The sequence below is a fragment of the Gluconobacter sp. P5E10 genome (assembly GCF_018812145.1).
Classification (GTDB): Bacteria; Pseudomonadota; Alphaproteobacteria; order Acetobacterales; family Acetobacteraceae; genus Gluconobacter; species Gluconobacter cerinus.
This window is the reverse complement of record NZ_JACRVZ010000001.1, coordinates 26,585-42,057: the sequence shown is the minus strand read 5'-3', so window position 1 is coordinate 42,057 and position 15,473 is coordinate 26,585. Positions and strand designations below refer to the sequence as shown.

At 55.6% G+C, this 15,473-nt stretch carries 9 protein-coding genes; 4 read left to right on the top strand and 5 right to left on the bottom strand.

Features of this window, described 5'->3' with window-relative positions; translation table 11 throughout:
• Positions 1–26: 26 nt before the first annotated feature.
• The gene (locus KP707_RS00170) at positions 27–3,650 is read right to left on the bottom strand and encodes a PAS domain-containing protein (protein ID WP_211506892.1); all 3,624 of its coding nucleotides are present in this window, start codon (positions 3,648–3,650) and stop codon (positions 27–29) included.
• 177 nt (positions 3,651–3,827) lie between these two features.
• On the opposite strand from KP707_RS00170, the gene KP707_RS00165 reads away from it, so the two are divergent.
• Positions 3,828–4,622, top strand: coding sequence for an SDR family NAD(P)-dependent oxidoreductase (locus KP707_RS00165; protein ID WP_211506891.1), 795 nt, complete (start codon positions 3,828–3,830; stop codon positions 4,620–4,622).
• Between the two features lie 73 nt (positions 4,623–4,695).
• Here the strand turns inward: KP707_RS00165 and KP707_RS00160 are convergent, their stop codons facing one another.
• Both KP707_RS00160 and glgX read right to left on the bottom strand, forming a co-directional pair.
• Positions 4,696–4,884 (bottom strand): YqaE/Pmp3 family membrane protein, encoded by a 189-nt coding sequence (locus KP707_RS00160; protein ID WP_086634214.1) that lies wholly within the window; start codon positions 4,882–4,884, stop codon positions 4,696–4,698.
• An 83-nt stretch (positions 4,885–4,967) separates the two neighbouring features.
• Entirely contained in the window at positions 4,968–7,106 is a 2,139-nt protein-coding gene (gene glgX / locus KP707_RS00155; protein ID WP_211506890.1) for a glycogen debranching protein GlgX, read from the bottom strand.
• A gap of 204 nt (positions 7,107–7,310) precedes the next feature.
• On the opposite strand from glgX, the gene glgA reads away from it, so the two are divergent.
• The 3 genes from glgA to treZ are packed head-to-tail and all read left to right on the top strand — an operon-like array spanning position 7,311 to position 12,940.
• Positions 7,311–8,951, top strand: coding sequence for a glycogen synthase GlgA (gene glgA, locus KP707_RS00150; protein ID WP_211501764.1), 1,641 nt, complete (start codon positions 7,311–7,313; stop codon positions 8,949–8,951).
• Between the two features lie 12 nt (positions 8,952–8,963).
• Positions 8,964–11,165: a 1,4-alpha-glucan branching protein GlgB gene (gene glgB / locus KP707_RS00145; protein ID WP_215751568.1), complete on the top strand. Its 2,202-nt coding sequence runs from the start codon at positions 8,964–8,966 to the stop codon at positions 11,163–11,165.
• A gap of 17 nt (positions 11,166–11,182) precedes the next feature.
• Positions 11,183–12,940 carry a malto-oligosyltrehalose trehalohydrolase gene (treZ, locus tag KP707_RS00140; RefSeq protein WP_211501762.1) on the top strand — a complete coding sequence of 586 codons (1,758 nt, stop codon included), beginning with the start codon at positions 11,183–11,185 and terminating at the stop codon, positions 12,938–12,940.
• An 18-nt stretch (positions 12,941–12,958) separates the two neighbouring features.
• Here the strand turns inward: treZ and KP707_RS00135 are convergent, their stop codons facing one another.
• Positions 12,959–14,500 (bottom strand): glucoamylase family protein, encoded by a 1,542-nt coding sequence (locus KP707_RS00135; protein ID WP_235271728.1) that lies wholly within the window; start codon positions 14,498–14,500, stop codon positions 12,959–12,961.
• Positions 14,501–14,680: 180 nt separating this feature from the next.
• Positions 14,681–15,472 carry a xanthine dehydrogenase accessory protein XdhC gene (gene xdhC / locus KP707_RS00130; protein ID WP_211499815.1) on the bottom strand — a complete coding sequence of 264 codons (792 nt, stop codon included), beginning with the start codon at positions 15,470–15,472 and terminating at the stop codon, positions 14,681–14,683.
• Position 15,473 lies beyond the last annotated feature (1 nt).

Here is a 15,473-nt window from a genome sequence, read left to right as displayed (position 1 = left end):
TCAAACGCCTGATCGGCCGACTGAGTTCAGGCTGGCACCACGAGCTGTGAAAGCTTGCGGGCCAAAGCTTCGGTGCTGAACGGTTTCACAAGCAGAGCACAGCCTGGTTCAAGCAGCCCTTCATCCAGAATATTCTGCTCCGCATAGCCCGTAATGAACAGAATTTTCAGATCGGGAAATCTGTCTCTCATGCGCGCAGCGAGTTGCCGCCCATTCATGCCACCTGGCATACCAATATCCGTAATCATCACGCTTGGCTGAACGCCATTCGAAAAACGATCTGATAATTCCAGAGCTGAAATACCGTCCTCTGCTGTCAGAACTCTTGCACCCAGATCGCCGACAACGTCACTGACAATGAGGCGTACGGCTTCCTCGTCATCCACAATCAACACCAGCTTTCCAGACAGCCGCACAGACGCCGTTTTCGTCAGAATATCACCGTTAGGAACATCTGCTGGTAACAAAGTAGCAGGCCCGTTGTAGCGAGGGAGCCAGAGGCTAACAGATGTTCCTTCTCCAGGCTGGGACCTGATCTGGGCTTGCCCACCAGACTGACGGGCAAAACCATAAATCATGCTCAACCCCAGGCCAGTCCCTTTCCCTAAAGGCTTGGTCGTAAAAAACGGATCAAACGCCCGTTGCAGGGTTTCTTCCGCCATCCCACAGCCGTTGTCCTCTACCTTCAAAAGCACGTAGTCACCAACAGGCACCCCGGCTTCGTGGCTGGCCACAGACCCCAAAGATGTATTAGCGCTCACGATCCGTATGGTCCCGCCGCTCTCTCGCATCGCATCACGTGCATTGATACAGAGATTAAGCACGGCGTTCTCAAGCTGGTTAGCATCAACCCGTGTCGTCCAGATTCCCGGCTGCAGATCAAACTGAATAGACACCAATGGGCCGACGCTTCCGCGAAGAAGGGTCTCCAGACCACTGACCAGACCATTCACATCTGTCGGCACGGGGTCCAAAGGCTGCCGACGCGAGAAGGCCAACAGACGGTGCGTAAGTGACGCCGCACGTCGCACTGCGTCCTGTGAGGCCGTGATATAGCGATCAAGACCAATGGTGCGGCCTTGCGTCAGTCGGGTCTCAAGCAGCTCGAGACTCCCGCCTATTCCCGCAAGCAGATTGTTGAAGTCATGAGCGAGACCACCCGTTAGCTGGCCAACAGCTTCCATTTTCTGGGACTGGCGCAACTGCTCTTCCAGATCATTGCGCTCGGTGACATCACGGCCAACACCGTAAATGGTGTCCCCTTCATTATTGAAGTTCCAGTTATAGAGCCGCCATGTGCCGTTCCGGTGCTTCATCCGCACGTCCAGCGCGACATCGGACCAGGGCGTGCTGTGTCGAACCCGATCGAACGCCTCACAAACCGCAGCCTGATCATCCGGGTGACACAGGGCTTCAATTCTCAGTCCGATCAGACCTTCCTGTGTGTAACCCAACGCCCGCAACCAGGAGGGACTGACAGCCATGTAGTGACCACTTCGGCTGATGATAACGAACAGGTCCTTGGCGATGGTCCAGAGGCGGTCACGTTCCCGCGTTCGCTGGCGGATTCGCTCCTCCAGCATGACGTTCATTTCACGCAATTCCTGCTGGGTCTTGGCCTGGCGCATGGCAGCATGGGTGCGATCCGCCACAGCGCGGGTGAAGACGATTTCTTCTTCCGTCCAGACATGCGGAACAGTGGAATACACGCACATCACACCCACGAGCCTGCCAAACTTGAACAGGGGCACATTCAAAAGTGCACGAATATTGAGGGTTTCAAAGCGTTCGACACGCTTAAGCGTCAAAGTGTCCAGACGCACATCTGAAATTGCGACAGTACGCCCGCGAGCCAACAGAGGGCCATAATCACCATAGTCACGGAACGCATGGAATCCACGGATAGACGCCTGACGCTGGACATGACTGCCTGACCCCAGCGTCACTGTCCGCATTGCACCAATCAGCAGACCCGTTCCCGCCTCATCGACGGTTCCGTAGGCGGCGCAGCTTACGGAAAGTTCGCGACACAGGATCTGCGCGGCGACGCCTTCCATCTCATCAGCGTTTTCCAGTGCCCTCAGGCGATCTCCAAGCTCTACCAATGCCGCCTGACGAAGGGCCTGTCTCTTGCTGTGATCAATATCCAGCACGATGCCAGGAAAACGGAGCGGTCGCCCGTCTTCAGTCAGATCGCAACGCCCATTCCCTTCAAACCATCGCGGGCCAGCTGGTGTGTGGACACGGAATTCGAAATCGCATCGCCCGCCTGTGTGAAGGGCGTTTGTGATGGCGGCCGCAACGCGCCCCTGATCTTCCTGCTCGATAGCAGCGTAGAACGCCGTAACAGGAACGCCCTGCTCCAGCGCTTTTGCATCAAGGCCCAGCGTTTCAGCCAGACGCGTATCCCCGATCACGAGAGAAGAATTGTCATCCCACATCCATGTTCCGGCAATGGCGCCTGCATCCAGTGCAAGCTGAAGCCGAAGACTGGACTGATTGACTTCCGTCAGATCACGCCCCGTCGCCAGAAGCCGCTGGACGTCTCCATCTTCCCCGAAAATCGGCGTAACGGCCACATCCCAGAAGCGGCGGTTTCCCCGCATGGTATTGGCATAACCCTGAAAGCGTCCCGCCTCTCCACCCAGTGCCGTTTTGACGGCCTGAGTGGCCATGATGCGAGCCTGCCCCCGCCACAGATCAACCCATGGAACACCATGCAGGATAATCGGGCTGTCGAGTTCCATAGCCTCGATGCCACCTGCATTGATGAACCGGATGCACCCATCCATGTCTAGAATATGAATGCAGTCTGGCGAACTGGAGAGAAGAAGGTGGGTAAAAGCTTCGCTGGATCTGAGCGCTTCAGCCACGGCAGAGGCGTTTGAAACGTCCATAACCACGCCGACAGAGCACAGATCATCGTGACCCGGCCGATCATCATCCCGCCAGCCGCGAATAAGCAGATGCCGCACCATTGTCGGACCCTGCGCATGTGAGACCACGATGCGGAAACGGAATTCGAAAGTGCCTTCTTCCCGCAATTCGTCTTCTGCAACACTTTCATATGCGGCGCGGTCATCTGGGTGGAGGCAGGCATATGCATCTTCCAGCGAAAGCCCCTGCATCAGCAGTTCGGGAGAAAGGCCCCAGATCTGGGCAAAGCGCTCATCTCCAAATAGAAGCCGACGCGTCAGATTACAGCGGAAAAAACCCATCTCCGCGGCTTCGGCCATTCTTCTGATACGCCGATCCAGCCGATGAAGCTGACTGGCCACTCCGGAGCCGTCTGCCACCGGAAATGACCTGGCAATATGGCGCGCGCAAAGGGCCTGGACATTCTCCAGACCTGGCGTTTTCTGCCTGACACACAGCCAGACTTCAGGAGAGCTTTCATAAACGGGAAGACGGCAAACAGCCTCAGGATTTTGACCCTCAAGCTCGGCAAGAAAGTGGCTGTCTCCACCAGAGACAATAACCCACTCCCGATCATGGTCACGGAGAACCAGAGCAGCAGCTCCACCACCCAGACTGACTGCCAAAGCCAGTAGATGCTCCGAGAAGTCTTCAAGGGCTGTTCTGATCTGATGCACGATCGAAGGAGGAAGAGCGTTGCCGCTGGCTTGCGCTACTTCTGAACCGGCCGTCATGCTGTCTCTCCCGGTCACGCCGCTTTTCCCGGATGGACGAGGGCCGACCTCACACTAACAGATCTTCACAGGAGCGCAGCCTCCCGCCAGAGTTCTTTTCCATAAAACCTTTGCGACCATCAAGAGCGTGCCGCGTTTCCTTCGCCATGTGCCATCCGATGAAGAAGGAAACCCGCCATGCTTGGAATTGATCTGAGTGGTCGTACAGCCCTTGTCACAGGGTCCACTGGCGGGATCGGGCTCGCCATAGCGCGGCGCCTGGCAGAAGCTGGCGCAACCGTCATCATCAACGGCCGTAAACAGGAAAGCGTAGACAAAGCGCTGGACGTTCTGCGGGAACGTATTCCTGGTGGCACTTTCCGCAGTGTGGTGGCGGATGTTGGCACTGCCGAAGGGTGTGACACGCTTGTGAACACTGAAGGCGCTGTTGATATTCTGATCAACAATGCCGGAATTTTCGGCCCCAATGACTTCTTCAAGACCACGGATGAAAGCTGGCAGAAGCTGTTCGAGGTCAACCTCTTTTCCGGTGTCAGGCTGGCCCGCGCCTACATGCCCGGCATGAAAGAGCGTAACTGGGGTCGTGTCCTTTTCATCGCGTCGGAATCGGCAATCAACATTCCTGTGGAAATGATCGATTACGGTGTCAGCAAAACAGCCATGCTAGGCCTTGCCCGCGGTCTGGCCAAGGATATGGCGGGAACGAATGTCACGGTAAATTCCGTCCTGCCAGGACCGACCCTTTCCGAGGGTGTAGAAGACATGCTCAAGGTCCAGAACCCTGACAGCACTCAGCCTGTGGAAGAGCTTGCGGCGGATTTCGTCCGGAAGCACCGCCCAAGCAATATCCTTCAGCGCATGGCAACAGTCGACGAGGTCGCGAATATCGTTGTTTACGCAGCATCGCCCCTCGCCTCTGCCACGACGGGTGCAGCTTTGCGGGTTGATGGTGGAACCGTCGATACGATCTAAAGACCCGAGTTAAGAATATAAAAAAAGCCCCGGCGCCTTTCGACGTCGGGGCTTTTTTATGAGCGTTACAGGCTCAGCCGCGACGTGCAGCGGCCAGCTTCTGATCTGTGCGATACTGGCTCAACGCATACACGGACCAGATTGCAGCTGGAATCCAGCCAATAACAGTCACCTGAAGGAACAGGCAGATAATGCCTGCAAACGGGCGACCAATGGTGAAGAACTGAAGCCACGGCAGAAGCAGGGCAAGAATGAGACGCATAAGATAGTCCTTTCCTAAAACAGGGTCCGTCATTCTTCGTCAGCTCTGACATGGATGCAATGTTTCATCCGCCATGTCCGCCCTCAGGCACACTCACCAGCTTCACGACAAATCAGTTCCAGCAGCAGCAGAGACCGACCGGTGACGGTGTATTCATGCTTCTGGTCAAAGACTTCTTTCTCGATCTCGCTACCAGCGTCTGGCTGGTTTGTGTCCAACAGAAGCTTCCACCGGCCTTCTCCTGTCTCTGGCAGTATGAATGGAACGGCGTCTTTCCATCCATTAAATACAAGCAGCACAGTCGCATCTGACCCGCGTCGCATGATGCCACTCCGCTGGCTGCGGCCGTCGATCATCAGACCAAAACACTGATCATGCCCCCAGTCTTCCGGCATCATCTGATTGCCACCAGCAGTCAGCCAGGTGAGTTCCTGAACATCCAGCTCTTTATTGTAAGCCTCCGTCAGAAAGCGCCCGCGCCGGAGAATGGGATACCGGCGCCTTAGTCCCGTTAAGCGGCGAACAAAATTCTGAAGTTGGGCGCCTTCTTTGCCGATCTCCCAGTTCTGCCACGAAATCTCACTATCCTGGCAGTAGGCATTATTGTTCCCCTGTTGCGTCCGGCCAAATTCGTCACCGGCCAGAAGCATCGGCGTTCCCTGTGACAGAAGCAGAGTGGACAGCATGTTCCTGCATTGGCGCCAGCGAGTAGCATTAATATCCGGGTCTTCTGTCGGTCCTTCCACGCCATAATTGAAGGATCGGTTATCGGGAGAGCCATCCTTACCCTCCTCCCCGTTCGCATCGTTATGGCGCTCGTTGTAGGAGACGCAGTCCATAAGTGTGAAACCGTCATGAGCAGTGACAAAATTCACACTGGCCCATGTCTGACGTCCACTGTGATTGAAACGGTCCGGGCTGGCCAGAAGCTTGGGCGCCAGCGCGCCAGACTTGGCCTCGCCACGCCAAAAATCACGAACAGTATCCCGGAACGTGTCGTTCCACTCTGCCCAGCCCGGCGGAAAATTCCCAACCTGATAACCACCCGGACCAACGTCCCAAGGCTCGGCAATCAGTTTCACATGCGACAGCACCGGATCCTGCCGGCAGACACGCAGGAACGTTGCATCATTATGGAAACCATCTTCTTCACGCGCAAGGATTGTTCCGAGGTCGAACCGAAATCCATCAACACCCATTTCCTTGACCCAATATCTCAAGCTGTCCGCAACAAAGCGGATGCAGTTCAGATGCGTCAGGCTGAATGTGTTTCCGGTTCCCGTTTCGTTTATGTAATGTCTTTTGCTGTCCGGCATGAGCCGGTAATAGGAAACATTATCCAAGCCCCGGAATGAAAGCGTAGGACCAAGCTCGTTACCCTCGGCTGTATGGTTGTAAACAACGTCGAGAATAACTTCGAGGCCCGCCTCATGGCAGGCACGCACCAAAGCCCGAAATTCCTGAGCCGCATTATCAGGCTCTGCTGCGTAATGGCTTTCGGGGGCAAAAAAACCAATCGTATTATAGCCCCAGTAATTTCTAAGGCCCTTATCCGCCAGAAATTTGCTGTTAACGAAGCTTTGAACCGGCAGGAATTCCACCGCTGTCACGCCCATATCCCGAATACTTTTCAGCAGTTTCGGGTCTGACAGTGCGGCATAGGTTCCCCGCAGTTTCTCGGGCACGGCAGAGTTCTGACGGGTATACCCCTTCACATGCATCTCGTAGATGACCGTATCCGTCCAGGGTGTATCGGGATGGTCAAAAAGCTGCGGCGTCGGGTCAATGATGATGGCTTTGGGGACAAATGCAGCACTGTCTGCCGTGCTGAAACTCAGATCCTTGTCCGGGCTGTCTAGTTCATAACCAAACAGGGAAGGATCCCATTTAAGGTCCCCATGGAATGCTCTGGCATATGGATCCAGGAGTAATTTATTCGGATTGAACCGGTGCCCTTCGTCGGGCTCATAAGGCCCATGAACACGGTAACCATATAACTGCCCCGGCTTCAGATCCGGGATCCATCCATGAAAAACATGATCAGTATATTCAGGCAGACGGATCCGATCTGTCTCGCGTGTTCCGTCTTCATCGAACAGGCAGACTTCAACAGCTTTGGCGTGGGCAGAAAAAACGGCGAAATTTACCCCGGAATCGTCATAGGTAGCTCCGAGATTATTAGGATTTCCTTCCTGTAATCCCTTCTGACGCGAACCGCTCATTTTGATTGTTCCAGCAAAAACGCAAGTCGGTTTTCCTGCCCCATGGCAGAGCCGTGCAGCTTTTGGGGCGATAACGCTGGAAGGGCTTCTGACACGACTATAAATTATTTGTGAAGGCGTTTCCAACAGCATCCATCAGGCGTTGTTTCATCGACAAAGCCAAAAAATATCCAACTCCGCAGGATAGCGAGAGGTGTGTGTGTGATGACGCAGAATACGCCCGCATCAGCTGTGAGAGAGCTGCAGCTTCTTTCCGTAGCGGCGGAGATCTATCCGCTGATCAAAACCGGGGGACTGGGAGATGTCGTCGGCTCACTGCCAGCGGCACTTGAGCCTCACGGGATCAGCACACGCACCATCGTGCCCGGCTATCCGGCAGTTCTGCATGCACTGTGCAACCGCAAAGAAACAATCCGGATCGATAATGTTCTCGGATATTCCGTTATCCTTTGGGAAGGCCGCACCGATGGAGGCACGCTGTATGCCGTGGACGTGCCAGATCTCTATAATCGTCCCGGAAATCCATATCTTTCGCCAGACGGTCAGCCCTGGAGCGACAACGGCATCCGTTATGCGGTGCTATGCCGAACGGCCGCATTAATTGCTTCCGGATTAATACCCGACTGGAAACCAGACGCAGTTCTGAGCCACGACTGGCATGCCGGGCTGGTTCCCGCCTATCTGCGCTATATGGAGGGCCCGACGCCGCCGGTCGCCCATGTCGTACATAACCTCGCGTTCCAGGGGCTCTTCCCCCGCGAAATGCTACACGCATTTGGTTTGCCGGAGTGGTCTTTTACCTTCGACCAACTCGAATATTACGGCCAGATCAGCTTCATGAAAGCCGCTCTTCAGTTTTCAGACCGTCTGATCAGTGTGTCACCAACGTATGCAGAAGAAATTCAGACCCCTGAGGAAGGAATGGGGCTGGATACCGTCCTGCGGGCGCGTTCCAATGCCCTGACCGGCATTCTGAATGGCGTGGATCTTCGGGAATGGAACCCCATGACCGATCCCTCCGTCTTCTTTCCTTATGCGGTTGGAGACATCATCGCGCGCCGTGCGAACAAGCGTGTGTTTCAGGCTGAGTTTGGCCTTCCCCAGAAATCGGATGCTCTGCTTCTCGGGATGGTCAGTCGTCTGACAACACAAAAAGGGGCTGACCTTCTCGCAAAGCTGGCCCCTCGCCTCTTTCAGGAGAATATCCAGCTCGCAGTTGTCGGTGTGGGTGATGAAGGCATCATGCAGGAGTTTGCGACCCTACGTAGCCGGTATCCGCAAAATTTCGTCTGCCATCTGCGGTACAGCGAGACACTTGGCCACAGACTGCACTCTGCGGTCGATGCATCCCTGATCCCTTCCCGTTTTGAACCCTGCGGCCTGACGCAGTTTCATGCCCTGCGTTACGGATCAATCCCGATTGCAGCCCGCGTGGGAGGGCTGAGCGACACCATTATTGATGCCAATTCAGCCGCTGTATCAGAGGGCGTCGCAAACGGAATTCTGTTCTCCCCCACAACAGAGGACATGCTCTATCTGGCAATCCGCCGCGCGCAGGCACTGTTTCGTCAAAAGGCTGTCTGGGCACGGATGCAGCGGAATGGGGCCCTACACGATGTGTCTTGGAATGGCAAAGCCGCCCAATACGCCCGCCTGCTGCAGGACATGACCGGCCATGAAACAGTCATGACAGAGCCTGGCAGTGATATCGCCCCACGCCGGGCCGATCCGGCATCTGCACGTCCACGGCTGTCACGGCAGGTTGCACGGATGCCACGCACCGCAGGCGACGCAGCCACGTCTTCACTTGTTCCATTCACGCCCCGTACGGGCACCCGCTCCTGAAGGTATTTTTGCATGATGGCTCGTCCGGTCGATCCCGTTCTTCAATCCATGACAGACGCACTTATGACCGGGCAGTGCAGTGACCCCTTCGCACTCCTGGGCCGCCACCGGGATCATCGCCAGGATATTGTGAGAGTCTTTTACCCCGATGCTGTGGAAGTCCATCTCATGGTGGAACAGGCATCAGGGCAGGTTTTGGAAAAAACCATGCGACGGATCGATGATCGCGGCCTGTATTCCGCCACGCTCCCCCGCTCTGCCCGCTATCGCCTGCGTATCCGCTGGGCCGACGCCTGGCAGGACACCCATGATCCATACAGCTTCGGACTACTTCTGGGCGACATGGATCTGTACCTTTTTTCGGAAGGGAAACATCAGCAGATCGACCGGATGATGGGCGCCATTCCCATGGCCGTTGACGGCGTAAATGGCGTCCGCTTCGCAGTGTGGGCACCGAACGCCAAACGTGTCTCCGTCGTTGGCGATTTCAATATCTGGGATGGCCGCCGGCACTGCATGCGTCTGCGTCATGGGTCTGGCGTGTGGGAGTTATTTATTCCTGGAGTGCACGCCGGAGAGCGTTACAAATACGAAATAGTCTCTCAGGATGGATACGTTCTTCCCGCCAAGGCAGATCCCTATGCCAAAGCCGCAGAACTGCCGCCTGCCAATGCCTCCGTTATCGCGGCGCCAGATGACTTTGTCTGGCACGACGCGGAATGGCTGAGCACGCGCGCGGCCAGACATGCCAGTCAGGCTCCCATTTCAATTTACGAAATTCATGCCCCCTCATGGCGTCATCCCCAACATGGCAATGACATCATGACGTGGGAGGAACTTGGTGATGCGCTCATTCCGTATCTTCAGGATCTGGGATTTACTCATCTCGAGTTGCTCCCGATCGCGGAGTATCCTTATTCCGGCTCGTGGGGATACCAACCGCTCAGCCTTTATGCGCCCACAGTACGCCATGGTTCACGCGCCCAGTTTGCCAACTTCGTTGACCGTTGCCATCAAGCCGGCCTCGGCGTTATCATCGACTGGGTTCCTGCCCATTTCCCTGCCGATCAGCATGGGCTGAGCCAGTTCGATGGCACACACCTGTATGAACATGCAGACCCGCAAGAAGGCTATCATCAGGACTGGCACACCCTGATTTATAATTATGGGCGTAACGAAGTCTGTGGTTTTCTGGCTGGGAGCGCCCTGCACTGGCTGGAACAGTTCCACGTTGACGGTCTGCGCGTCGATGCTGTCGCGTCCATGCTGTACCGGGATTACAGCCGCAAGGAAGGAGAATGGCGCCCAAACATTCATGGAGGGCGCGAAAATCTGGAAGCAGTCAATTTCCTGCGCCATCTGTCAGAAACTCTGGAAGACCTCCACCCCGACACAATGCTGATCGCGGAAGAATCAACCTCCTGGCCAGGCGTGACAGCGCCCGCCAGAACAGGCGGCCTGGGCTTTACCTACAAATGGAATATGGGCTGGATGCATGACACGCTGCGGTACATGGAGCTTGATCCGCTCTGGCGCAGTTACCACGCAAACGACATCACTTTCGGCATGATCTATGCTTATTCGGAACGTTTTATCCTGCCACTTTCCCATGATGAGGTTGTCCACGGAAAAGGGTCTCTCCTGACCAAAATGCCGGGAGATGAGTGGCAGAAACATGCCAATCTGCGCGTACTCTATGCCCTGATGTGGGCCTATCCGGGCCGAAAACTTCTCTTCATGGGCGGAGAGCTGGCTCAACCGCACGAATGGAATCATGAAAGTGAGTTGGCGTGGTATCGGCTGTGGGACGGGTATGGCCGCGGCATGCATGACACGGTTCGTTCCATCAACACGCTGTATCGCTCTCATCCTGCCCTTCATGCTTCCGATGATGAGCATGAAGGGTTTCAGTGGCTCGTTGCCGACGATATCGCCAACACGGTTTTTGCCTGGCTCAGACAGTCTCCAGATGCACGCCCTGTTCTTGTTGTAGGCAACATGACGCCTGTTCCGCGCATGAACTACCGCATCGGCGTTCCATGGCGCGGTGAATGGCGAGAGCTCCTCAATACAGACGCAGCCCATCTGGGCGGAAGTAATCTCGGCAATCATGGACACGTGTATGCCGAGGATATTCCCGCCCACGGCATGCCACACTCTGTCGAACTGATCCTCCCTCCTCTTGCCGTGCTTTATCTTTCTCCAGCTCCCTGAGACAAAGGACGCAGCGCATGTCTTCCTTCAGGTTTAAAAACCGCCTGGGTGCAGAACTCATCGCTCCCGATCGGACACGGTTCACGCTCTGGGCTCCCTCCTGTGAGAGAGTCTTCGTGGAGGTGGAGGACCTTCCGCCTATCACCATGAGGCGACACGCAGATGGAACATTCGTCGCCGAAGCACCTTGCGGTGCCGGAGCGCGATACCTCTACCGCGTCCGCGACAATGTCACGGTTCCTGATCCGGCCAGCCGCTTTCAGCCTGATGGCGTACATGGGCGAAGCGAAATTCTTGACCCCGATTTTTATGATTGGAAAACACCCGACTGGACGGGGCGCCCGTGGGAAGAAACGATCATTTACGAGACGCATCTGGGTCTTGAAGGCAATTATGAAGGCATGAAAGCCCGCCTTCAGGAACTGGCGGATCTGGGCATCACAACGGTTCAGTTCATGCCGGTCAACAGTTTCAGTGGTCACTGGAACTGGGGATATGATGGCGTTCTGGTTTATGCCCCAACGCCAGCTTATGGACGGCCTGAAGCCCTGAAGGACCTGATCGACCATGCTCATTCACTGGGTCTGATGGTCTTTCTAGATGTTGTTTACAATCACTTCGGCCCAGACGGGAATTACCTGCTGGAATATGCAAAAGGCTTCTTCGACCCGCGCTACGACACGCCCTGGGGTGATGGTATCGACTTCCATAACCCAATCGTAGCGGATTTCTTTATCGACAATGCGCTTTACTGGCTGATGGAATATCGCTTCGACGGCCTCCGCATCGATGCCGCATGGGCCATTACGGATCGACAATGGTTTTATAAACTTCGGAGCCGCATTCACAAAACCGTCGAAAAGGGCCGCCATGTTCATTTAATTCTTGAAAACGAGAATAATGACGCGGGCCTTCTCCGCGATGGTTATTCTGGACAATGGAGCGAAGACTGGCACCACACCCTGACCGTCATGCTCAGCGGAGAGGACAAAGGATTTTTCCTGCCGTTTCATCACGAAACAACCGGCCTTCTTAAACGTGTCCTGACAGAGGGGCTTGCGTGGCAGGGCGAATTTTTTCCGCCGCGCCAGAAAACGCGTGGCAGTCCGAGCAGCGATTTACCTCCAACAAAATTCGTAACGTTTTTACAAAACCACGATCAGATCGGTAATCGCCCTCTGGGGGAAAGATTGATCACCCTTTCTGACCCCGACGCCTTCAAAGCCGCCTATGCGCTGCTTCTTCTTTGCCCCATGACGCCAATGCTGTTCCTTGGGGAAGAGTGGGGCTCAAAAACGCCGTTCTATTTCTTTTCGGATTTTCACGGGGCCATTGGCGAGAAGGTCCGCCGTGGGCGCGAAGAACAGTTTGCCGAATACTGCAACCTGACGGACCCGGAAATTCTTGCGACACTTCCGAGCCCCACTGACCCGAAAACATTTCGAATTTCTCGCCCGGACCGGGCCGAACGGGACACACCGGAAGGTCAAGCGTGGCTTTCCAGAACAAAAGAACTTTTGGCCTTACGCCATTCCAAAATTACGCCGCACCTAAAAGGAGCTTACAGCGCGGGAGCTGATATTCTGGGAGAGAAAGCGGTCATTGCCTCCTGGACTCTTGGAGATGGCAGCCTGCTGACCATTGCCGTTAACCTGGGCACAGACACTGTCTCGCTCCCCGAGCCAGAAAACATCTTTTACGAAACCAGCTCTAAACGAGCATCCCAGACACTTCCGCCCGGAACGCTCGTTGCGGCACTTGGTCGCGCCTTTTAACAAGGGCGACCTACAAAATTACAGCGGACGGTCGCCCTGGCTGGACGCTGTTTTTTCGTTCAGCCAGCCGCCCTGAAATCCCGCGCGTTTCAAGCCATCACGCAGATAAGGATTCTTTTTCATCGTGTTCCACACGAAGCCACTGCGCCAGTTTTCCAGCATTAGCAGAATAGGTCCCTGATCAATGCCAAGCTGCTGCCCGTCGACCCAGTAATCATTCTTGTCTTTGAATGAGGGGTTGAAGGAGTCCAGGAAGCCATACTGATTGTAAATCCGGCTTCCGTAGCGCTTGCGCATCTCTTCCAGTGCGGGAAGAGCAATTTCAGGCGCGAAGGCAATCGATCCGCCCGCGGCTGTTGGTGCAATGGTGCCATCGTCCAGAATGTAATCCCGGCCCGCCCCGCGCGCGCTGTAGGCGAGGTAATGGCGATGCTTGCCGTCATAATCCTGCTGAATGTCCCCGGGGCCATCACAGGCGGTCAGACCCCAGATATTAGCGCCGTAGTCCTTCCAGTCTCCGGGATTCGCCTGTGCGTAAGCGCGCTGCGCGTACACGGCTTCACGCCCGTTCTGGAAATAGTCATCATCATGCTTGCGATTGAAATCGTCCTGAATGCCACGGAAATCAATCCAGGATTCGCTGTACTGGTGACCAAAGAGTGGTGCGAAATTCAGCAGCTTATGGCCCTGAAAATCTCCCCATTGCCCATCGTAGGTTGCCGTCCAGGTCTTCCATGTTTCTGCCGGAAGGGGATGCGTCGGCGATGCTATGGCCAGAAGATAAATGATCAGGCCTTCGTTATAGCCCTTCCAGTCCGTCGTGATGAACGTGTTGGGCGGCGACCATCCCATGCTCAGCCAAGGGCCATGCGCTTTCATCCACGTCCAGTCGATACGGCGATACAGGCGATCGGCAATGTCGCGGATTTCTTTTTCCTGCGCAGTATCGCGGTCATAATAAGACTGGGAAAACAGAACGCCGCCCATGAGAAGCGTTGTGTCTACACTGGAAAGTTCAGACCAGTCCGCGACGCGCAGGCCGGTATTGGGGTCCAAAAAATGGTAGAAAAAGCCTTTATACCCTGCTGCACCTGAAACCTTGTCATTCTGCGGCAGACCAATCAGAAATCTCAGGGTGGTCAGCGTGCGGTCCGCAGCCTGTTGGCGGGTTATGTATCCGCGCTCCGCTCCAATCCCATAAGCCGTCAAACCGAAGCCCACGCCCGCAATGCTCGCAGCGCCGTTCGGCAGCGGAGAGCGATCAGGGATCAACCCGTTCTTGGGGTTGGCCGTGTCCCAGAACCAGCGGAATGTCCGATGTTCCAGATCTTCCACAAACGTCTGATCGGCCGCCGTGAGGGATGGTGGTTTGTCGGCCTGCGGTATCGCCGCACCTGCTGCGATGGCAGATCCTGAAAAGAGGGCAAGGTGCACAACCCCTGCCGCTACTCCAGTCCGGAGAAAACGGGAGGATGAAGCACAGAACTTTTGTCCTGCACGTCGTGCTGTCGAGAGAAACCTGCTGCCTGGCGCAGGCTGCATCCGAAAGTCAGTGCTCATAGGCTCACCATAAGCGCAGAAGATGCATCACTTGAACGTGGTGTTACATCACAACGGCGTGATGTCTGCGAGGCTTGGAAAACTGCCAGAAATATCGAAAATTATCCACTCGGAAATCACGAATCCCGTACGATTTTGCAAGCTTCCGTTACATGGGCGAGTCCCGGATTCCTACTGCCGTCAAACCTCCAGCAAACGAGCCGCAATTTCTGCCGTCACGAAAGCTGCAATCATTTCAGGACGCTTGTCCCGTACGCCAAAATCTCCAATCGGGCAGACCAGTTTATCAATTTGCTGCTGCGGGATGTCGATTGCCCGGAATGCACTCTCAAAGCGTTTGCGTTTCGTACGAGAGCCGATCATCCCCACGTATCGCAGATCATTTCGCGCCAACGCTGCCCCCGTAATGAGGGCATCCAGAGTGTGACTTTGTGTCAGCACCAGAACGCCCGAACCAGCAGGCGCTGCATTCAATGTGCTTTCCCAGTCTGATGTGACCTGTGCTTCGACTGTTGGCGGAACAGGCCCGAACTCATCTTGCCGGGCATCAACCCAGACAAGCCTGAGGGGCAGAAGCGCCAGTGATTTCGCCAGCGCTCTACCTACGTGCCCAGCCCCGAACAGAATCAACTGAGGCAGCGTCTCCCGCTCTTTCCAGGCCTGACGCTCAATGTCATCCAGGTTTCGTATGCGCTCGATGCTCACCGTCACAGCGCCGCCACAGCACTGGTTGATGGCAGGCCCCAACGGAATATGACGTTCCAGATGATCGTCACCATTGGTGAGAAGGGCCCGGGCATCCGCCATGCAGTCCCACTCCAGACGTCCCCCACCGATGGTCCCAACCTGCTCGCGTTGTGTGAGGAGCATATAAGCCCCGGCCTCACGCGGCGTGGACCCTTTGGCGACCAGAACCGTTATTCTGGCCACCGCTTCCCCCGCATCACGCCAGCGGCGGATGGCTTCCAGCATG